Raw genomic sequence first — 20,488 nt, forward strand, 5'->3', positions numbered from 1 at the left:
GTTTTTTCATCACGCTGAAATATTTGGGTTTTAAGGTGTGCAGGTCTCGGAGATACAGACCGAACGTGTTTTATCAACTAAGAGGATAGTCCCTTGAAATTAAAAACGTCTGCAATATTAATCGCCGGCGCACTGTTCGGTGCCGCCACACTGCCTGCACAGGCTAACAATGATGCCATGATGGATCTTTTACAGGTTTTGCGTGATAAAGGCACAATCAGCAACGATGATTACAAATTGCTGACCAATGCAGCAGCAGCTGATAAAGAAATGGCAGAAGCTGATAAAGAAGAGCTGAAAAAAGAAGTTGAAACAGCAACAGCCAATATGCCGGTTATTGAAACTGATGGAAAACTGGTGGTTTCAGATCGTGATGGTAACTGGTCATTCCAGCCTATCGGTCGTGTGATGTGGGATGCCATTTCTGTCGATAACGATGGCTTATATGATGGTACAGCTATTAGCGACAATGAAGGTCGTGGAACAGAATTACGTCGTGCACGTTTAGGCTTTGAGGGTGATATTTACGACTGGAGCTACAAATTTGAAGCTGACTTTGCCGGTGGTGATGCCTCGATCAAAGATGCATACGTAGGTTACGGTAACAGCCTGACTGACAGCACAAAATGGGGTGTAAAGCTGGGTCAATCTCATATTGCATTTGGTTACAACACCAAAGCCAGCTCAAAATATATGAGCTTTATTGATCGCCCATTTTACGCCGATTCAAGTATTTCTCCCGCTCGTGAAAGTGGTGCAGTCTTTCAAATAAATGATAAAGACTATCGCTGGTTATTAGCGACTTCTTTCACCAGTGGTGAAATTGAAGATGGTGAAACTGACATTGATGATGCAGACTCATGGGCTGTACGTGGTTCTTTTGTCCCTTTCATGCAAGATGAAAAGCATATGTTGCAAGTTGGTGCTGGTTATCTTACACGCGGTAACGGTGATGATACATTCCGTTATCGTCAACGTGCCGTCAGTCACATTACATCAGAGCGTCCAATCGATACTTCTGTAGCGGGTTATGATGGTTCTTCAGCCTTTACCGCTGACGTGTTAGGTATCTATGGTCCTTTCCATGCCTTGGCTGAATATGTCGATTACACTGCAGAAAGTTCAGTCAATTCTGACCAAGATTTTACTGGTTATTCTGTTGAAGCAGGTTACTTCTTAACCGGTGAATCTTACAAATGGAAAAAAGGCTACAATTCAGGCGTATCACCGAAATCAGCATATGGTGCTTGGCAGCTAGTTGCCCGTTTCGAGAACATCGAAACAGAAGGCCTGGTCGGTGGTAGCATGCAGACTGAAGACGAAGCAGATAAATACACCTTGGGTATTAACTACATCCCACGTAAAAATATTCGCCTTATGTTGAACTACGACAAAATTACTGACCTGACAGTCAACGGTGCAAGCTCAGATGCAGAACCTTCTGCTCTGAAATTCCGTGCTCAAGCCTTCTGGTAGGCGCGGAATCTAGAGAGTTATCTCCTCTGCAAACTTGCCCCACTCTTTTGGGTGGGGCTTTTTTGTATCTGGCTTACTAAGAGTTGAATTCCAATGACAAAAGAAGAATTACTGCAATTTACCTCACTGGAAGATATTCTTGCCACGGCGGCACTTACTCCTATATTTCAACCGATTGTCTCATTAAAAAACAATCAGATTTATGGTTATGAGGCTCTGATCCGTGGTCCTTCTGATAGTGTTTTACACTCTCCAATTAATCTGTTTGATGCAGCCAGTCGACACGGCCGTTTGGCTGAACTGGATTTATTGTGTCGTGAAGTTGCCATTGCCCGATTTGGTGAATTGGATCTGAAAGCCAAGCTGTTTATTAATACCATCCCAGCAGCGCTGTTACAGCCCGACTATCCACACGGTTTAACGACCAAGTTCCTGAAAAAAGCCGGCATCCCTGCGGAGCAGGTAGTCATTGAGTTAACTGAGCAATATCCAATAGATGATTATGTGCTGATGCGCGAAGCTACTGAACATTATCGTGAAATGGGCTTCTCGATTGCCATTGACGATTTAGGGGCGGGTTATTCCGGTTTACGTACATGGTCAGAGTTAAAGCCGGATTATGTCAAACTGGATCGTCACTTCATGCAGAATATCCATGAAGATCAGCAGAAAAAACAGTTTGTGCAATCAATGATCGATATTGCACAAAGCAGTAACTGTAGGGTGATTGGAGAAGGTGTAGAAGTCCGGGAAGAGTATTTAGTTGCACAGTCCATGGATATGCATTTTGCTCAGGGCTATTATTTCGGCCGCCCAACGCCGAATCCCAAGCGAGAATTACCGCCTGAATTATTTGCCAAACGCCAACCCAGAGAAAAAATTCATTCGGGGGTGCCCCGTTCAGATTCACTGGTGGGAAGCCTGCTGACACAATTAACCCCGGTGCGTACTTATCATGATGTAAATCAGGTAGGCGAACGCTTCCAGAATGCCGTAAAACTGGCCGCATTGCCGGTATTACATGAAAACGACACCATTGCTGGCATGGTATGGCGCGATGAATTTATGACCCTGTATGCAAGTCGTTATGGCCGAGACTTACATGGTCGCAAACCGATTCATCTATTTATGGATAATCGCCCTATCATTGCTGAGACGACTTTGCAGCTAAAGTCGCTCAGCCAGCAAATTACGAGTCAGGAACCTTCTCATCAGCACAGCGTTTTTATCATTTCGGAACAAGGATTCTACCGTGGTGTAGGTAGTTTGATGGATTTATTGCGGCAGATTACTGACTTGCAATTAACCATCGCCCGTCATGCCAATCCACTGAGCGGCCTGCCCGGTAATGTGCCATTAAATGAGCACATTCAACAGTCTATCCGGGAAAAACGTCATGCCACGGTATGTTATTTCGATTTGGATAATTTCAAGCCCTATAACGATACCTATGGCTATAACAAAGGCGATAAGGTCATTACCAAAACGGCAAAAATCCTCAGTCAGTTTATTGACCATGAAAATGATTTTTTAGGTCATGTAGGTGGCGATGATTTCATCGTCATATTTGATAGTCATGACTGGCGCAATCGCTGTGAAATGATGCTGGAGGCGTTCGCGTTACTCTATAGTGAACTTTATAGTGATACCCATCTGCAACAAGGAGGCATTCAGGCCTATGATCGCCATGGCCAGCAAGTCTTTTATCCTTTGTTAAGCTTATCCATCGGTGCGGTAACCATTAGTGATTTTGACTATCTGATTGATGAAACAGATCTTGCAGAGCATGCTACCAAGGCTAAATCGAAAGCGAAGAAAATGCCGGGCAACAGTCTTTATCAGTTGAATCTATCAGATTGCCAGCCATTGGCGGAGGCAGGTTAAGTCAAATAAGATGATGAAAAACGGCCTAATATTTAGCGGCCATTCACTACCGATTTGTTTAATTGTTGCAGTACATAATTAACACGCTGCTTGATCTTTTCCCGGGTAATCCGGAATTCCTTCAGTAGTTCGGCTTCACTGCCCCGATATTTTGCCGGATCGGTTAGCGGTAAATGCAACCGCAAAGTATGGGGGCTGACAACAGGACATTGTTCATCAGCATTTTCACATAAGGTGACCAGTAAGTCTGCCCATTCCAGCATTTCGCCATTTACCCGTATTGATTCCTGCCGTGAAATATCAATACCTACTTCAGACATCACCTGTATTGCCTGAGGATTCTGGCCATGAGACTCAATACCGGCTGAACGAACTTCAATTTCATCCCCGGCCAGAAATCTGGCCCAGCCTTCGGCCATTTGAGAGCGACAGGAATTTCCCGTGCACAAAAACATTATTCTGAACTTTTCCATAACCCACCTCATTTATATCACCGCTCAACTTAACAAGCTTTTATGACAAACCCATTAATTCACATCAAACTTAATAATGATTCTTATCTGCTCTTGAAATCAGCCATATGGCTTCTGCTAGAATGACGCTTTAACTCAACTCGGATCTGCATGTGAAAAAAATTATTATCAGCCTGTTGTTCGTTGTCGCTCCGATACTTTTGCCTGGGATAAGCGCCGCTCAAACAACTCGCTACGTTTCAGATGAGCTTGAGATCACCATGCGCAATGGCCAGGGATTGGATTTCGGTATTCGCAAAATGCTTAAGTCAGGCACCGAACTTGCTGTACTGGAAAATGATCCCTCCGGTTATTCGAAGGTGCGCACCAATGATGGGGTTGAAGGCTGGGTTTTATCGCGTTATCTGGTCAACAATCCGAGTGCCCGTGACCAGCTGGCGGCCAAAGAACAGCGCATTGCCAATCTGGAACTGGAAATTACCGGTTATAAAGAAGAAATTGAACAGTTGAGCTCACAGACCAGTGAAGCTGATAACCAGAACATGTCACTTAAAGAAACAGCTCAACGACTCAGTAAAGAACTGGATGATTTACGCCGTACGGCCTCAAATGCTGTAGCGCTGGAAAACGAAAATCGTCAATTAAAAGAGCGGCTGCAGCAAATCGATCATGAAATTCAATCCATTGTCATCGAAAACAACACGCTGAAAGACAATGATGCAAAGAACTGGTTTTTGATTGGTGCTGCTGTGTTGTTTGGCGGGATGATTATCGGACTGATTTTACCAAGTCTGAGAATGCGTAAAAAAAGCTCATGGGGTAATTTCTAGACTACCAACAGAAAAGCGCCGCAAAATATTGCGGCGCTTTGGGGTTATTCTGACTTAATGACTACTTCACGCTTTTTATGTCCCTCACGTAAATGTTGCAGGTTCTCTCCCGCCAGTGTCCCACTATCAATCTGATAAGCTTTGCCAAACCCTTTCACATATCGCCCGCCACGGGGTTTAAGTTTGAATAGACGGAAATCACTCAGCTGACTTAAGTTCGTTATACGCTGGCCATGACGCTCGGTTAACAAAGCAATTCCCACATGCCAGGCATCAGAGTCAACTTGAATCCATTCCGCCTCCACCTGATAAGTCACACGCAAACGGGCAAACAGTTCAATCGCCGAATCTTCATCTTCAATGATTAACACTGACGCTTGTGGATGAATTCGCAGATTGACGCCATGGACAGCAATATCACTGACCAGTATATAAAGACAGTCTCTGCCAAGTGCAAAAGCAGCATATGATGCATAGGGGTGATTATTTTCATCCAGAGTCGACAGCATTAACGTTTTACGGCTGTTGACCATCATCATGATTTCATCACTGATCTGTTGTTCCAAACCTTTATTTTTCATTTGTGTGCCCCCAGGGCCTGTTGAACTTTCATAGCCGCCTCTGCTGTGACTGAAGATGCACCAATCAAGACGCGAGGAGTGAAGTTTAGTGACTCTAAATAAACGACGAGCAAGAAAGAGTGGTGCATTTTCAGCCTCAACCCGAAGGGTTGGGTGCTATTTTCCCCCTACTTCGTTGGAAATGACTTATCTAGAATGACTACATCGCATCATTACCGCCTTGTCGGACAAAAAATAGCCTCCAGCAGTGGTGGCTAAGAAAGATTAACAGGCCCTTGATATTGCTGCATTAACTGAAAAAACTTTTCACGTTGTGATGCGATCAATTCGCCCTGTTCATCACGACCGAGAAAGACTTTGAAGATGACTTCATCGTTTGCATCCTCAAACACAAAGGCATAACTTTCACGACCTCGATGGGGTTTGGCCTGAAAGCTGATTCGCTCAATTTTCTGCAGATTAAGATGGCCATGAAAACCGTTACCGTCAGCTTTAAGGTTATAGAAACCTTCTGCCACGGTTGCTTTTGGAAAGGCGCCGGTAAATTCGAATACACTGCCACCATGAATAATGATGGTTGTCATCGAGCCCCAATCACTGATCTGTTCCAATAACTGTTGCGCATTTTGTCCCGGCATTATTGAGGCTGGTGTTGCTGCTTGTTCCTGTTGCATAAATCTACTCCGCATTAGAACTGATAGCGTACTGCCAATCTTACATCACGTCCCGGCATATAAAGCTCCTGAAACGCCACACGATAATATTGATCAAACAGATTATTCACACTGATATCCAGCTTGAGATCAGATATGGCAGCTGGCTGCCAGGTGGCATAAATATCGGTCAGGGTATAGTGGTCATAATCTCGACTATCTTCTGAAGGAGTTCGATTCTGAGTCTCGATATGGCTGACCTTCAGCCCCGTTTTAACGCTGCGATTGATAAAGCGCTGACTCAGATCCAATACCCATTTATCTGCTGGAATACCGCTAAGTTTCTCACCAGTCTGTTTATCTTCACCACGGGTCTGGCCGTATGACAATGCAGCATTAAAATCATTTAGACCATAGTTAAATTTTAGCTCAAAACCTTTTAATCGAGCTTCATCAACATTGTTATAAGTTGTGTTCCCGGCATCAACACTGAAAAAAGGTGGAAAAGGTAATGATGAAAAAACAGGGCTATCAACTGTTTGCTCAATAAAATTATCAATATTGTTATAAAACAATGCCGCATTGATGCCAAAGTGATCTTGTGGAGTAAAGAGATTCTGCGTATTAAAGTCAGCGATGAATTCGATATTTTGAGATTCTTCTGGTTTCAGATCAGCATTTGGAATAAAGGTATTACAAGAAGTTGAAGTAATGCAAAAATGTGTTCCGGTGGTATAAAGCTCCTCAGCGGTTGGCGCCCTGAAAGCTTCATCGTAACGAAGTGTCAGATTCAGCTGATCTGTAGTTTGCCATACCAAAGCTACTGAAGGTGAAAGTGCATTATCACTACGATCATTATTTAAATTTTTAGCCTTAGTGCTGAAATCATCATAACGTCCGCCCATTTCCAACCGCCATGCCTCAGCAAAAGGAATGTGCACTTCAGTAAACGCGCCCCATACTTCTGTTGTGGCATCAGGTGGAGTGGGACGATCCAGTCCGCCACGGTTACTGCTTAATTTATCCTGATAGCCATCAACACCATAAATAAAACTGATATTACTCAGCTCTGTTCGGTTATTCAGATTTAACCCCAGTGTTTCAATCTCAGTATTATCAGCACGGCGATCCGATAAGCGGTATTCCTGCATATCAGTATTGTTCCAGTACAGCATCAATTGGGCATTAAGCCAGTCACTATCGGGATTGAGACGATAATCTACCGAGGCATGATCAGTTTGGTTTTCACGATGAATCATAAAATTTGATGAACTCAAATCGGCAGCACCATTAGAAGGAACCTCTCCGTTTACCTCTGAACTACGCAGGTTAAATGTTGCTGTTTGTGCATCATCAATAAACCAGTCGACTTTGGCCATTACGCCTTTATCTCGAGAGGCAGATCCTTCCAGATTTTCGCCATTGCCCAGCTCTATTTCATTGCCATCACGGTAAAATCCGGACAACAGCCAGTCGACACTATCCATCCGTCCTGCCAACGCCGTGGTGGTCAACCATTTATCACTGTTGCTGTGATAACCCTGTTTGATAAATCCGCCAAAGTCACTTACTCCCAGTAAATCAGCTGCATGAATGGTGTTTTGTGAAATTACGCCGCCCAAAGCACCTGAACCCCATAATGCACTGCTTGGACCTTTAACTACTTCAACGCTTTTAATTAATTCCGGATCCAAAAAATAGGTTGGTCGGTGACCTGACATAAAGTTTTGTCTGACCCCATCCACCAGCTGTAATACCTGGTTATCTCCTAACCCACGGATATTCACATTCTGAACATCTTCCCTAGGTCCACCGCTCAGTGTGACATTCGGCAGATGTGCAACTGTTTGTGGCACAGACGTCGCCTGCCGTTCATCTAATTCGGTTTTATCAATAACAGTGATATTTCGACTCTGCGTGCCTGACGGCTCTGCATTACGTGTTGCAGTGATCTTGATTTCTTCCATTTCCAGAGGCGTTTGGGCAACCGAGATCAATGGAGTAAGTAAAAGTAAGGACTGTATCAGGATGGATAAGATTTTACGTTCAGCGTTCATCATTTCCTCAGCAGAAACTACGCGCTTTAACAGAGCGCCTGATTAAAAGTGTGCTTATGCAACGTTAAAACAAGTGGCATATGGCCGAGAAAATTATCACAACAAATACTTTCTGTAAATAGTAATGATTATTATTTAGATTTAACTTAACAATTTAATGATTTCTGGTTAAACTTCTGCAATGACAATGATGGTTTCCCCCATCATCAGCAGATATAAAGAATTGAATACACCTTTGGAGATTTGTATGAATCAATCTGAATTTTCACGTCGCTCCATTAGAAAGCTATTTTACGGCGTTTTAGTGTTATTCAGTACTCAAATAGCCATCGCTGAGCCGATTCATGCTGAGAGAATCATCAGTGTCGATAGTAATGCCACAGAAATTTTGCTGGCCCTTGGGGTTGGGTCAAAAATTATTGCTACCGATATCACCAGTGAGCCATTACTTAAGGGAGAAAATATTCAAATACTAGGATATCACCGCACGTTATCGGCCGAAGCGCTCTTATCCCTACAGCCGGATCTGATTGTTGGCAGCGACCATACAGGACCTGCCGCCACAGTAAATGCGATTCAGCAGGCACAAATCAACTTTATCCAGCTCGATAGTCCGGAGAGCGTGGCAGAATTGAGTCGTAATATTCATCGATTAGCAAAATCACTTAATCGCGAGGCAACCGGACAGGCACTCATTGACGATATTCAACAACTGGAAAACGCTATTGTCAGCAAACAGAACGGTTCAGCATTAAACATGGTTTTTTTACTGGATCTGAATGATCGTGGTCTATCACAGGCTGGTCGGGACACCGTTGGTAACGCACTGATTACATTGCTTCATGGTGAGAATGTCAGCAATTTTAATGGTTTTCAGACTGTGTCGCTGGAGTCTATTCTGGCCATAAACCCTGATGTCATCATCGTTGGTAAACGCATCAATGGTGCTCCGGAAAAGGAACAATTGCTGGCCCGTTATCCTTTGTTGAAAAATACTGCAGCCGGACAAGCCCAACGCATAGTAAGTGTAGATGCCAGTAAATTGATTGCAGGCTTGAGTATCACCGCCGTAAATCAAGCCAACCAACTGGCAGAAATAATTTTTCCTTCTGCAAGATGAGCTATGCCAAATATTTACCAGCCCGACCGCAGGGTTGGCGACGTGGTGTCTGGCCAATGTTTTGCTTGTTATTGCTGGCAAGTATTTTGTTATCAATCATCCTGGGTCCAATGACCTTGCCTGCAAAACAAAGCTTATTGAGCATAATAGATCAGTTTCTCGGCAGTGAACTGAGTCAATTAAATGCCTTTCAAACGGCCATTATCTGGGAGTTACGCTGGCCAAGAACACTACTCGCTCTATTTATTGGTGCTTTATTAGCCCTCTGCGGTGCCGTCACCCAGGGACTATTCCGTAATCCGTTAGCTGACCCCGGCATTATTGGTGTCTCTTCCGGGGCAGGACTTGGCGCGGCCATTGCCATCGTGTTGTTACCGGCTTCGCTCAGCTATCTGACGACTCCGGTCGCTGCATTTCTTGGCGGTTTGATAACCACCTTACTGGTTTATCGGCTGGCACAATCACAGAATGGTGGTACCTCGGTATTGATTCTATTGCTAGCTGGCGTTGCCATAGCGGCTTTTAGCGGGGCGATTATTGGTTTTATGACTTATATTGCCAATGATATGGCTTTACGCGAGCTGACCTTGTGGGGTATGGGTACGCTTAACGGCGCAAACAGTACATCTATCTGGTTATCCGCAATGACCTGTCTCTGCCTATTGGTGTTTTACCAAATCCAGGCACCGGCATTAAATGCCTTTCTGCTAGGTGAAGCCGAAGCCCGCCATCTGGGCATCCATGTTGAGAAATTAAAGCTGCAATTGATCGTGGTCACAGCCATCGGCGTAGGTATTGCTGTCTCAGCCACCGGCATTATCGGTTTTATCAGTCTGGTGGTACCACATCTGGTTCGCATGACCATGGGCCCGGATCATCGATTATTACTGCCATTATCCGCACTGACCGGAGCAGTATTGTTACTGATGGCAGATATTGGTGCCAGAGTATTGCTGGCTCCTGCCGAATTACCGGTAGGCTTGGTGACCGCATTAATCGGTGCGCCTTTCTTTGCTTTTTTGCTAATCCAGCAACGTAAACGACTCAGTACGTTATAACCCGCCTATGCTCACTATCGAAAATCTGCTTATTCAACAGGAACACCGCCAAATTCTGAATTTGCCAATAGCCAGTTTGGTTTCTGGCGAGTTCATTGCGGTGTTAGGTCCTAATGGAGCTGGTAAATCCAGTTTAATCAAAGCCATCTGTGGTGAATGGCCCGCCAGTCAAGGCCAGATATATCTGCATGGCAACTCTTTAGAACACTGGAACAGAGAATTACTGGCCAAACACCTGGGTGTATTGCCTCAAGCCAGCCAGTTATCTTTTCCATTTAAAGCGCAGGAGGTCGTTGCGATAGGTTCCACTCCCCTTAGCCTGAGTCTCCGTGAGATTAATTATGCAGTTCAAAAGTGGATGCAGGCAACGGATACCTGGCAATTTGCTGACAGGCTTTATACAAGCTTATCAGGCGGGGAACGACAACGGGTACAATTGGCCAGAGTATTATTACAACTGTCGCAGGCAGAACGGGCTCCATTGTTATTACTGGATGAACCAACATCAGCGCAGGATCTTGGACAGCAACATCAGTTATTGAATTTGGTAAAATCGCTTTGTCAGGAAAATGGTTTTGCGGTGATCAGTATTTTGCATGATGTGAACCAAGCAAGTCGTTATGCTGACAAAGTGTGGCTTTTAAAACAGGGGGAACTCGTCGCCCAGGGCTCACCACTGCAGGTGCTTCAACCTGAAACAGTAATGAAAATATGGGGTTATCAACCGGAGCTGTTTTTTAACAGCCAGGGCCAGCAGATACTGGTCTGAGGAGGGTAAAGTCACCGTTAAATTGCTGCCTATAGACCCTAACTGAATTGACTAACATCCATGAGCACAGAAACCAGCTATCAGCTTAAAGGCATACTCAAACAGGCGTTGAGTTATAAAAAGCATCTGATTAAAGCCAACCTGATCGCGCTGTTTGCCACTCTCTGTGCAGTTCCTGTGCCCTTATTGTTACCGATCATGGTGGATGAAGTCTTACTGGACCAACCCGGTACCGCCGTGGCGTTTATCTCTTCGTTTACGCCCGAGCACTTGCACGGTCCAATTCTCTTTATCAGCGCCATGTTAATTCTTACGCTGGTATTACGTTTGGCCTCATTGGTTTTAAATGTATTGCAGTCACGCTATTTCACCATCATTGCCAAACGCATTACCTTTCGAATTCGCCGTCAACTGATCAAACGGCTGGGAAAAATCGCCATCAGTGAATATGAAACCCGTGGCAGTGGTGGCATATCCTCGCATTTTGTCACCGATATTGAGGTGATTGATAATTTTATTGGCAATACCATAAGCCGGTTTATCGTTGCAGTGCTGAGTATTATCGGGACCGCCGTGATCCTGCTGTTTCTGCACTGGCAACTGGCTTTATTGATTCTGTTTATGAATCCCCTGGTGATTTATTTCACCATGCGTGTGGGGAAACACGTCAAAAATCTGAAAAAAAATGAAAATACGGCGGTTGAGGTTTTTCAGCAGAGCCTGACTGAAACGCTAGATGCCATTCAGCAGATCCGTGCCGCCAACCGAGAAAAACATTATTTTCTGCGAGTTATCGATCGGGCTCGCGGAGTCCGCACCCATGCCACTGACTATGCTTGGAAAAGCGATGCCGCCAATCGTATTTCTTTTGTCATATTCCTGTTTGGGTTTGATATATTTCGCGCGGTAAGCATGTGGATGGTGGTGTTTTCCGATTTGAGTATCGGTCAGATGTTTGCCGTGTTTGGCTATCTGTGGTTCATGATGGGACCGGTACAGGAAGTGTTGAATATCCAATATGCCTTTTATGCTGCGGGTGCCGCGGTTTCTCGTCTAAACAAATTGTTTTCGTTAAAACAGGAAGTTGTTTATCCGGCCAAAACCAATCCGTTTATCGAAGGCCAGGCCAGCAGTATCCGCATTGAAAATCTGCATTTCAGTTATGACGAAAATAATCCGGTACTCAGCGGTGTTTCGCTGGAAATCAAAGCCGGTGAAAAAGTGGCTCTGGTGGGCGCCAGTGGTGCCGGTAAATCCACGCTGGTCAATGTGTTATTAGGCTTGTATCCGGCCGATAAAGGCATGGTGTATTTCAATGATGTGCCGGTCAGCGAGATAGGGCTGGAAGGGGTCCGCGAGCATGTCGCAACCGTATTACAACATCCTGCATTGTTTAATGACTCGGTGCGGGAAAACATTACACTGGGACGTGATTATCCCGATGCAGCAATCTGGCAGGCGATAAAAACCGCGCAGATTGAGGATGTCATTCAGGCCATGCCAAAAGGACTGGATACACTGGTTGGCCGTTCCGGCGTTAAGCTCTCCGGCGGCCAACGCCAACGCCTTGCCGTCGCCAGAATGGCATTAATGAATCCCAGTGTGGTGGTGCTCGATGAGGCTACTTCAGCGCTGGACAGCAATACCGAGCATCATCTGCATATCGCCTTGGCGGATTATCTGAAAAACCGCACCACCATCATCATTGCTCATCGCTTAAGTGCTGTTCGGCAAGCCGATCGTATTGTGGTGTTTGATGGTGGTGAAATCATTGCCGATGGCGATCACGACAGCCTGATTCATGAACACGGCATTTATCAGAAACTCTATGCCCAGCAGATTTGATATCAAAACCACAAAATAACCACAGAGGCACAGAGGGCACAGAGAAAGCTTTCGGGAGTATGTGGTTATTTTATCCGCAGATTACGCAGATTTTCGCCGATTCTTAATATGTATCAGCAAGCTATTAGCTTGCTGATACATAAATATTATTTCTAACCGGCCCTTTAAGGATTTGCTTGTCAGTTGTCTAATCTCTGAAAGACATAATAAACATTAAGAAAAACGGCTAATTAATCTGCGTAATCTGCGGATATATTTTTTAAACCTCTGTGCCCTCTGTGTCTCTGTGGTTAATATCTTAAATCCTCAGCGGCGTTTCAACTGCTCCACATCACGTACCGCGCCTTTGGCAGCAGAGGTCGTCAAAGCGGCATAGGCCTGCAATGCAAGGCTGACTTTACGTTCACGGTTAACCGGTTTCCATGCCATCTCACCACGTTGTTCCATCGCGATACGTCTTTCCGCCAGCTGGGCATCGGTTAAGTCAACATTGATGCTGCGATTAGGGATATCAATGTGAATCATATCGCCCTCTTCGACCAGACCAATATTGCCACCTTCTGCCGCTTCTGGGGAAGCATGGCCAATAGATAAACCGGAGGTACCACCGGAGAATCGGCCATCGGTCAGCAATGCACAGAGTTTGCCAAGTCCTTTGGATTTGAGATAGCTGGTCGGGTAAAGCATTTCCTGCATACCCGGTCCGCCTTTCGGCCCTTCATAGCGAATCAGCACAACATCACCAGCCTGAACCTGTTCAGTCAGAATGGCGGTCACTGCATGATCCTGCGATTCAAAAATACGCGCCGGACCAGAGAATTTCAGTATCGACTCATCCACACCAGCAGTTTTGACGATACATCCCTCTTCGGCCAGATTGCCAAACAACACTGCTAAGCCACCGTCTTTGCTGTAGGCATGCTCAACATCGCGTATACAGCCCTCTTCACGATCCAGATCCAGAGAAGGCCAGCGGCAGTCCTGACTAAATGCGGTCTGCGTTGGTATTCCGGCAGGACCGGCCAGATAACGTAATTGCGCAGGCTGGTGATCACTGCGTGCTACATCCCACAAAGCCAGCCCTTCGGCCATCGTTTTGCTGTGCACTGTTGGTACTTCGGTATGTAACAATCCACCAGCAGCCAGTTCAGACAAAATGCCAATAACACCACCGGCACGATGCACGTCTTCCATATGATATTTATTGGTAGCCGGGGCTACCTTGCAAAGATTCGGGATCTTGCGGGACATCCGATCGATATCCGCCATGGTGAAATCCACTTCACCCTCATGCGCAGCAGCCAGTAAATGTAGAACGGTGTTGGTTGATCCGCCCATCGCGATATCTAAAGCAATCGCATTTTCGAATGCCGCTTTGCTGGCAATCGCCCGGGGTAAGACATCTTCTTCATCATTTTCGTAATAACGTTTTGCCAGATCGACGATACGACGACCTGCTTCCAGAAACAGTTCGCGGCGATCCGCATGTGTCGCCAGTAAGGAACCGTTTCCCGGCAATGACAAACCAAGCGCTTCTGTCAAACAGTTCATTGAGTTGGCTGTAAACATACCCGAGCACGAACCACAGGTTGGACATGCACTGCGTTCTACCTGAGCAACATCTTCATCACTGACATTGTCATCTGCCGCCTGCACCATGGCATCGACCAGATCAAGCTTGACATCCTGCCCGGCCAATTTGGTTTTACCGGCTTCCATCGGGCCACCGGAAACAAACACTACCGGAATGTTCAAGCGTAATGCTGCCATCAGCATGCCGGGAGTAATCTTGTCGCAGTTGGAGATACACACCAGCGCATCAGCACAATGCGCGTTAACCATATATTCAACAGAGTCGGCGATTATTTCACGCGAGGGCAGACTGTAAAGCATGCCACTATGCCCCATGGCGATACCGTCATCGACCGCAATGGTGTTGAATTCTTTCGCAACACCGCCGACCCGTTCGATTTCACGCGCGACTAACTGCCCCAGATCTTTCAGATGCACATGACCCGGAACAAACTGTGTGAATGAGTTCGCAATCGCTATAATAGGCTTGCTGAAATCATCATCCTTCATGCCCGTAGCTCGCCATAAAGCACGGGCGCCCGCCATATTACGGCCAGCAGTAGAAGTTTTTGAACGATATTCAGGCATTAATACTCTCCAACTGAAATTGAGACTGACGGACGCTCTGCCACAGCGGAACTACATCAGTTTAACCACGAGATTTTACACGCAACTTGGCAAGCGTGGTGAGACTACGATAAAAAGACACTATGAATTCATCATCACAACAACCTGCTGACGCCCATTTCGCGACCACAACCTCGTGGTTCAGAGCGGCTGCGCCCTATATTCATGCCCACAGTGGCGCGACTTTTGTTATCGCTTTTGATGGCGAAACGGTCGCAGCCGATAATTTTGATCATCTGATTCATGATCTGGCCATTCTCAATAGTCTGGATATCCGACTGGTTTTGGTATTCGGTGCCCGGCCACAAATTGAAGCGAAATGTGAAAAGCTTGGTGTAGCAGTGAAATATCATCAAGGCTTAAGAATTACTGATGATGCCAGCTTGCAAATTGCCCGGGCCGTAGTGGGTGACTTGCGTATTGCCATTGAATCAAAACTTTCTTTTGGTCTGCCACATACCCCAATGGCTGATTCACGGATTCGCTGTGTCAGTGGAAATCTGGTTACCGCGAGACCTGCTGGCATTATTGATGGGATTGATCTGGGACATACCGGTGAAGTCAGAAGAATTGATGCCGAAGGTATTCAACAGCAATTGACCAGTGGCAATCTGGTATTGCTACCGCCTTTGGGATATTCATTAACCGGTGAGATCTTTAACTTATCAGCGGAATCAATCGCAACCGCAGTGGCTACCCGGTTACAGGCTGACAAACTTATTTTTATTGGTCAGAGTAATGAAAATTTACCGCGCGAAATAACCATCCAACAAGCCAGGGATTATGAGCATCCTTCGCTTAATGCTGCCGTTACCGCCTGTAAAGCTGGTGTTAGCAGGGTCCATTTACTGGATCGTTCTGTTGATGGGGCTTTGTTGCAGGAATTGTTCAGCCGGGACGGGGTTGGCACATTGATCAGTGCGACGTCTTTTGAAACGACCCGTCAGGCAAATATTGATGACGTTGGCGGTATTCTGGAACTTATGCAACCGCTTGAACAAAGCGGTGTATTAGTCAAACGCTCACGGGAATTGCTGGAACGGGAAATTGACCATTTCACCGTGATGGAGCGCGACGGCACTGTCGTTGCCTGTGCGGCGTTATACCCCTACCCGGAAAACAATGCGGCTGAACTGGCCTGTATGGCAATATCATCTGATTACCGCCATCAGGGTCGCGGCAAACAGTTATTAAATATTCTGGAAAAACAAGCCAAAGCCGCCGGTTGGGACACGTTGTATGTACTCACCACACAAACAGCACACTGGTTTATCGAGCATGGCTTTCAGCCGTCTGCAATCAGTGATTTACCGATGCAAAAACAGGCTCTGTATAACTATCAGCGGAATTCCAGTGTCTTTCGTAAACAACTGGTTTAGCCAGATGATCAATCGCGGTTGCCGGCGCGTTTGCGATACTCTGGAAATAACAGCGGCGCGAATTCATGCAGGGCTTTTTCATATACTCGGCGTTTAAAAAACACAATTTCCTCAACCGGAGTCCAGTAATCTACCCAGCGCCAGTCATCAAACTCTGGTTTTTCATGCAGATCCAGCCGCACATCGGTTTCATCACCGGTAAAGCGCATCAGAAACCAGCGTTGCTTCTGTCCGATACATAAAGGCTTGTTACCGTAGCGCAGATAACGCTTCGGTAGCCGATAACGCAGCCAGCCCCGCGTGGTTGCAATCAACTCAACATGCTCACGGCCCAGACCAATCTCTTCCGTAAGTTCACGGAAAGCAGCCTGTTCCGGTGTCTCGTTGATTTTTATGCCGCCCTGGGGAAACTGCCATGAGTCATGCTGAGCACGTTGCGCCCACAACACCTGGTTGAGATCATTGCAGAGGATTATCCCCACATTGGCTCTGAAGCCATCTTTGTCTATCACGGTTCAATCTCTCACCGGGGCAACGGTAAGCAATGGCCGCCGGCACAATAATTTATTTAATAGGTTTAGATTAGTGAATGAGACATGAGGATGCAACGCATTTTGTCTTACAATAGGCGCTCATTTTATCGGGACATGACCAGTTACAATGGCTTTAGCAATATTTGATTTAGACAATACCTTACTCGGCGGTGACAGTGATTATTTGTGGGGGCGCTATTTGGCGGAAAATGCCATAGTGGATCCGCAGAGTTATCACGACACCAATCTAGCCTTTTATAACGACTATCAGTCGGGGCAACTCGATATAAATGCTTTCCTGCAATTTGTGTTTGAGCCTCTGGCTAAAAACAGCATGAAAGATCTGTTGGCATGGCGTGCAGATTATCTGCAACAGAAAATCCTGCCGATTATTCTGCCAAAAGGCCTTGAGTTGATTGAACAACACCGCCAGCAAGGCGATACGTTGTTAATCATCACCGCAACCAATAGTTTTTTAACGACACCTATTGCAGAACTATTGAAAATCGACAATCTGATTGCGACTGATCCTGAAATGCTGGATGGACGCTATACCGGAAAAGTTTTCGGCGTACCGTCATTCCAGCACGGTAAGGTAGAACGTCTGCAACATTGGTTGGATGAACATCAGCAGGATCTTGCAGGAAGTTATTTTTATAGCGATTCGCATAATGATCTGCCGTTGCTGGAGCAGGTCGATACACCAATCGCCGTGGATCCTGACGACAAACTGGCCGAAGTTGCGCGACAACGTGACTGGAAAATCCTCAGTCTGCGTGAATAATTGCTACAATTCGGGGTTTTAATCACTTAAATTCAGGCCGTCAATTATGGAATGGGAAGTTGTTATCGGGTTAGAGATCCACGCCCAGCTTGCAACCAAATCAAAAATTTTCTCCGGAGCAGCGACTGCTTACGGCGCGGCGCCAAACACTCAGGCGTGTGCCGTTGATCTGGGTTTACCGGGTGTATTGCCGGTATTAAACAAAGAAGCAGTGCGCATGGCCGTTAAATTCGGCCTTGCCGTTGATGCTGAAATTGCTGACCGCTCAGTTTTTGCCCGCAAAAACTATTTTTATCCTGATTTACCTAAAGGCTACCAAATCAGCCAGTTTGAATTGCCAATCGTTGGCAAAGGTCAAATCAGCATTGAAATGGAAGACGGCAGCGAGAAAATTGTCGGCATTACCCGCGCCCACCTTGAAGAAGATGCCGGTAAGTCCCTGCACGAGGATTTTCATGGTCAGACCGGTATCGATTTGAATCGTGCTGGTACACCATTACTGGAAATTGTTTCCGAGCCGGATATGCGCAGCGCTAAAGAAGCTGTGGCCTATATGAGAAAAATTCATTCTCTGGTGCGTTATCTGGAAATCTGTGACGGCAATATGCAGGAAGGTTCTTTCCGTTGTGATGCCAACGTATCCATTCGCCCCAAAGGTCAGGAAAAATTCGGCACCCGCGCTGAACTGAAAAACATTAATTCATTCCGCAATGTTGAGCGCGCTATCAATATCGAAATTGAGCGGCAGATTGATGTGATCGAATCTGGTGGTACAGTCGTTCAGGAAACCCGTCTGTATGACGCCGATAAAAATGAAACCCGCTCCATGCGCAGCAAAGAAGAAGCTAACGACTACCGTTACTTCCCAGATCCGGACTTATTACCTGTGGTACTTGATGAAGGACTGCTGGAACAGGTCCGTGCTACGTTGCCCGAATTGCCAAATGAAAAACGTGATCGTCTGATCAGTGAAATGGGCTTATCCAAATATGACGCCAGCGTGCTGACCAGCAGTCGTGAACTGGCCGATTATTTTGAAGCGGTGCTGGCGGCGACAGGAAATAAAGATCCTAAACAATGCGCCAACTGGGTAACCGGTACTCTGTCCGGCGCGCTGAATAAAGCTGGTCTGGAAGTCACCGAATCTCCAGTATCTGCTGAACAGCTTGGCAGCGTTTTATTACGTATTCAGGACAACACCATCTCTGGCAAAATTGCCAAACAAGTATTTGAAGCCATCTGGAATGGGGAAGGCGCTGACGCCGATGCGGTCATCGAATCCAAAGGTCTGAAGCAGGTCACCGATATTGGTGCCATCGAAGCGATGATTGATGAAGTGATTGCTGCTAATCCGGAACAGTTACAGCAATATCGTGACGGTAAAGAGCAGTTATTCGGCTTTTTTGTAGGACAGGTGATGAAAGCCTCAAAAGGCAAAGCCAATCCCGCTCAGGTCAACGAGATCCTCAAACAAAAATTGGCTGGTTAAGCTTTTTACAATGAACTCGAAAGCCCTGACGCAGGATAGGTGCTCAGGGCTTTTTATGTGCCAGATTTGTGCAAATCAGTTCACATTTTGGATTAAGCTACTCCCAGTATTCGACAATCTGATGTAGTATCGGCTGATGTTTTTTGAACACGCATAACAAGGATGCTAATGATTCATTTAAAATTCAGGATGTTGGGCCTACTAAAATGAAGTTTGTACAGGAACATTTACCTACCAAAACCGGTTTGAACAAACTCTCCTCAACATCGGCGTTGAGTGATGCAAACTGGGTCCTGGTCTTCGGCTCGGTTAACCGTTTTAGCGAACGTAACTTCGCCAGTCAATTACAGAAACGCTATCCCAAAGCGCAGATTATCGGCTGCACCACCTCCGGTGAAATTACCGGTGACGGCGTGTTCGATGACAGCGTGCACATCACAGCCATGCAATGGCAGAAAAGCGAGCTACGCTTTATCTGTAAACCGGTGAACAGCATGGAGCAATCACATGCATTAGGTGCGCAGATAGCCAACGAATTAGTCGCGCCAGATTTGAAAGGCGTGTTTGTCCTCAGTGACGGTCTGAACGTAAACGGCTCGGAACTGGTGGAAGGTCTGCAGGAAGTACTCCCTAATACCCCGATTACCGGCGGACTGGCTGGCGACGATGCCAAATTTACCAAGACCCTTTTACTGAATAATGATCAAATCAAGGATCGCATTGTGATTGCCGTCGGCATATACGGTAAAGATGCCATTGTAACCAGTGGAGCACTGGGAGGCTGGAAACCTTATGGGCCACCTCGACGCATTACCAAAGCCATCAAAAATGTGGTTTATGAAATGGACAATAAACCCGCCTTGCCACTTTACAAAATGTATATCGGCTACTACGCCAGCGAATTGCCCTCTTCGGGTCTGAATTTTCCGTTTGCCATCATGGATGATAAAAACGTCAATGTGATTCGAACATTGCTGTCGATTAACGAAAAAGAGAACAGCATGACTTTTGCCGGCAACATTGCTGAAGGCTCAACCGTCCGTTTTCTCAAATCTGATCACGATCAACTGGTTGCTGGTGCCAGTGAGGCCGCGAGACAGATTTTATTGAAGAAAGTGGATATTAACGATAAGGCATTAGCCATCTGTGTCAGTTGTGTTGGACGCAAATTGGTGATGGAAGATCAGGTTTCAGATGAAGTCTATGCGGTGCAGCGTCTGCTGGGGATGCAAACTGGCATTACCGGTTTTTACTCTAATGGCGAAATCTGCTCCGGAGAAGATGATAGTCACAGCCTGTTGCATAACCAGACTATGACTATCGCCTATTTAAGCGAACATAACTCCTGAGACTAAACT

17 protein-coding genes are annotated in these 20,488 nt (G+C 46.0%); 11 read left to right on the plus strand and 6 right to left on the minus strand.

Annotated elements, in window-relative coordinates; genetic code table 11:
- Window positions 1-93: 93 nt before the first annotated feature.
- Window positions 94-1,476, plus strand: coding sequence for an OprO/OprP family phosphate-selective porin (locus tag AC08OG_RS14600; RefSeq protein ID WP_292358173.1), 1,383 nt, complete (start codon window positions 94-96; stop codon window positions 1,474-1,476).
- A gap of 93 nt (window positions 1,477-1,569) precedes the next feature.
- Complete coding sequence (locus AC08OG_RS14605) at window positions 1,570-3,360, plus strand: GGDEF domain-containing protein (RefSeq protein ID WP_292358174.1); 1,791 nt, start codon at window positions 1,570-1,572, stop codon at window positions 3,358-3,360.
- Between the two features lie 32 nt (window positions 3,361-3,392).
- On the opposite strand, the gene AC08OG_RS14610 is transcribed toward AC08OG_RS14605, so the two are convergent.
- Window positions 3,393-3,845, minus strand: a complete 453-nt coding sequence (locus tag AC08OG_RS14610; RefSeq protein ID WP_482929807.1) for an arsenate reductase ArsC — start codon at window positions 3,843-3,845, stop codon at window positions 3,393-3,395.
- Window positions 3,846-3,985: 140 nt separating this feature from the next.
- On the opposite strand from AC08OG_RS14610, the gene AC08OG_RS14615 reads away from it, so the two are divergent.
- Entirely contained in the window at window positions 3,986-4,663 is a 678-nt protein-coding gene (locus AC08OG_RS14615; RefSeq protein WP_292358176.1) for a TIGR04211 family SH3 domain-containing protein, read from the plus strand.
- A gap of 44 nt (window positions 4,664-4,707) precedes the next feature.
- Here the strand turns inward: AC08OG_RS14615 and AC08OG_RS14620 are convergent, their stop codons facing one another.
- The 3 genes from AC08OG_RS14620 to AC08OG_RS14630 form a co-directional block, all read right to left on the minus strand.
- Window positions 4,708-5,244: a HugZ family pyridoxamine 5'-phosphate oxidase gene (locus AC08OG_RS14620; RefSeq protein ID WP_292358178.1), complete on the minus strand. Its 537-nt coding sequence runs from the start codon at window positions 5,242-5,244 to the stop codon at window positions 4,708-4,710.
- Between the two features lie 254 nt (window positions 5,245-5,498).
- Window positions 5,499-5,918, minus strand: a complete 420-nt coding sequence (gene hutX / locus AC08OG_RS14625) for a heme utilization cystosolic carrier protein HutX (RefSeq protein WP_292402956.1) — start codon at window positions 5,916-5,918, stop codon at window positions 5,499-5,501.
- Window positions 5,919-5,932: 14 nt separating this feature from the next.
- Complete coding sequence (locus tag AC08OG_RS14630) at window positions 5,933-7,957, minus strand: TonB-dependent hemoglobin/transferrin/lactoferrin family receptor (RefSeq protein ID WP_482929808.1); 2,025 nt, start codon at window positions 7,955-7,957, stop codon at window positions 5,933-5,935.
- A 244-nt stretch (window positions 7,958-8,201) separates the two neighbouring features.
- On the opposite strand from AC08OG_RS14630, the gene AC08OG_RS14635 reads away from it, so the two are divergent.
- The 4 genes from AC08OG_RS14635 to AC08OG_RS14650 are packed head-to-tail and all read left to right on the plus strand — an operon-like array spanning window position 8,202 to window position 12,746.
- Window positions 8,202-9,074, plus strand: coding sequence for a heme/hemin ABC transporter substrate-binding protein (locus AC08OG_RS14635; RefSeq protein WP_292358183.1), 873 nt, complete (start codon window positions 8,202-8,204; stop codon window positions 9,072-9,074).
- Window positions 9,071-10,132, plus strand: a complete 1,062-nt coding sequence (locus AC08OG_RS14640; protein ID WP_292358185.1) for a FecCD family ABC transporter permease — start codon at window positions 9,071-9,073, stop codon at window positions 10,130-10,132. Before AC08OG_RS14635 ends, AC08OG_RS14640 begins: the two co-directional genes overlap by 4 nt.
- A 7-nt stretch (window positions 10,133-10,139) precedes the next feature.
- Window positions 10,140-10,901 carry a heme ABC transporter ATP-binding protein gene (locus AC08OG_RS14645; RefSeq protein ID WP_292358187.1) on the plus strand — a complete coding sequence of 254 codons (762 nt, stop codon included), beginning with the start codon at window positions 10,140-10,142 and terminating at the stop codon, window positions 10,899-10,901.
- A 60-nt stretch (window positions 10,902-10,961) separates the two neighbouring features.
- Entirely contained in the window at window positions 10,962-12,746 is a 1,785-nt protein-coding gene (locus AC08OG_RS14650) for an ABC transporter ATP-binding protein (RefSeq protein ID WP_482929809.1), read from the plus strand.
- Between the two features lie 306 nt (window positions 12,747-13,052).
- On the opposite strand, the gene ilvD is transcribed toward AC08OG_RS14650, so the two are convergent.
- Window positions 13,053-14,906, minus strand: coding sequence for a dihydroxy-acid dehydratase (gene ilvD / locus AC08OG_RS14655; RefSeq protein ID WP_292402941.1), 1,854 nt, complete (start codon window positions 14,904-14,906; stop codon window positions 13,053-13,055).
- 122 nt (window positions 14,907-15,028) lie between these two features.
- On the opposite strand from ilvD, the gene argA reads away from it, so the two are divergent.
- Window positions 15,029-16,324 carry an amino-acid N-acetyltransferase gene (gene argA, locus AC08OG_RS14660; protein WP_292358193.1) on the plus strand — a complete coding sequence of 432 codons (1,296 nt, stop codon included), beginning with the start codon at window positions 15,029-15,031 and terminating at the stop codon, window positions 16,322-16,324.
- A gap of 8 nt (window positions 16,325-16,332) precedes the next feature.
- On the opposite strand, the gene AC08OG_RS14665 is transcribed toward argA, so the two are convergent.
- Window positions 16,333-16,836: an RNA pyrophosphohydrolase gene (locus AC08OG_RS14665; RefSeq protein WP_292358195.1), complete on the minus strand. Its 504-nt coding sequence runs from the start codon at window positions 16,834-16,836 to the stop codon at window positions 16,333-16,335.
- Window positions 16,837-16,984: 148 nt separating this feature from the next.
- Here AC08OG_RS14665 and AC08OG_RS14670 point away from each other — a divergent pair, with 148 nt between their 5' ends.
- The 3 genes from AC08OG_RS14670 to AC08OG_RS14680 all read left to right on the plus strand — a co-directional run bounded on the left by AC08OG_RS14670 (window position 16,985) and on the right by AC08OG_RS14680 (window position 20,479).
- Window positions 16,985-17,641, plus strand: a complete 657-nt coding sequence (locus AC08OG_RS14670; protein ID WP_292358197.1) for a histidinol-phosphatase — start codon at window positions 16,985-16,987, stop codon at window positions 17,639-17,641.
- A 46-nt stretch (window positions 17,642-17,687) separates the two neighbouring features.
- Complete coding sequence (gatB, locus tag AC08OG_RS14675; protein WP_292402938.1) at window positions 17,688-19,130, plus strand: Asp-tRNA(Asn)/Glu-tRNA(Gln) amidotransferase subunit GatB; 1,443 nt, start codon at window positions 17,688-17,690, stop codon at window positions 19,128-19,130.
- 206 nt (window positions 19,131-19,336) lie between these two features.
- Window positions 19,337-20,479 (plus strand): FIST signal transduction protein, encoded by a 1,143-nt coding sequence (locus AC08OG_RS14680; RefSeq protein ID WP_292402935.1) that lies wholly within the window; start codon window positions 19,337-19,339, stop codon window positions 20,477-20,479.
- Window positions 20,480-20,488: the final 9 nt, after the last annotated feature.

The sequence above is a fragment of the Methylophaga sp. F7 genome, assembly GCF_056863975.1.

Bases quoted from the DNA above. Each gene is read 5' to 3' on its own strand.
- AC08OG_RS14605 (WP_292358174.1), top strand. From the start codon at position 1,570: ATGACAAAAGAAGAATTACTGCAATTTACCTCACTGGAAGATATTCTT.
- AC08OG_RS14610 (WP_482929807.1), bottom strand. From the start codon at position 3,845: ATGAGGTGGGTTATGGAAAAGTTCAGAATAATGTTTTTGTGCACGGGA.
- AC08OG_RS14620 (WP_292358178.1), bottom strand. From the start codon at position 5,244: ATGAAAAATAAAGGTTTGGAACAACAGATCAGTGATGAAATCATGATG.
- hutX (WP_292402956.1), bottom strand. From the start codon at position 5,918: ATGCAACAGGAACAAGCAGCAACACCAGCCTCAATAATGCCGGGACAA.
- AC08OG_RS14630 (WP_482929808.1), bottom strand. From the start codon at position 7,957: ATGATGAACGCTGAACGTAAAATCTTATCCATCCTGATACAGTCCTTA.
- AC08OG_RS14635 (WP_292358183.1), top strand. From the start codon at position 8,202: ATGAATCAATCTGAATTTTCACGTCGCTCCATTAGAAAGCTATTTTAC.
- AC08OG_RS14640 (WP_292358185.1), top strand. From the start codon at position 9,071: ATGAGCTATGCCAAATATTTACCAGCCCGACCGCAGGGTTGGCGACGT.
- AC08OG_RS14645 (WP_292358187.1), top strand. From the start codon at position 10,140: ATGCTCACTATCGAAAATCTGCTTATTCAACAGGAACACCGCCAAATT.
- AC08OG_RS14650 (WP_482929809.1), top strand. From the start codon at position 10,962: ATGAGCACAGAAACCAGCTATCAGCTTAAAGGCATACTCAAACAGGCG.
- ilvD (WP_292402941.1), bottom strand. From the start codon at position 14,906: ATGCCTGAATATCGTTCAAAAACTTCTACTGCTGGCCGTAATATGGCG.
- argA (WP_292358193.1), top strand. From the start codon at position 15,029: ATGAATTCATCATCACAACAACCTGCTGACGCCCATTTCGCGACCACA.
- AC08OG_RS14670 (WP_292358197.1), top strand. From the start codon at position 16,985: ATGGCTTTAGCAATATTTGATTTAGACAATACCTTACTCGGCGGTGAC.
- gatB (WP_292402938.1), top strand. From the start codon at position 17,688: ATGGAATGGGAAGTTGTTATCGGGTTAGAGATCCACGCCCAGCTTGCA.
- AC08OG_RS14680 (WP_292402935.1), top strand. From the start codon at position 19,337: ATGAAGTTTGTACAGGAACATTTACCTACCAAAACCGGTTTGAACAAA.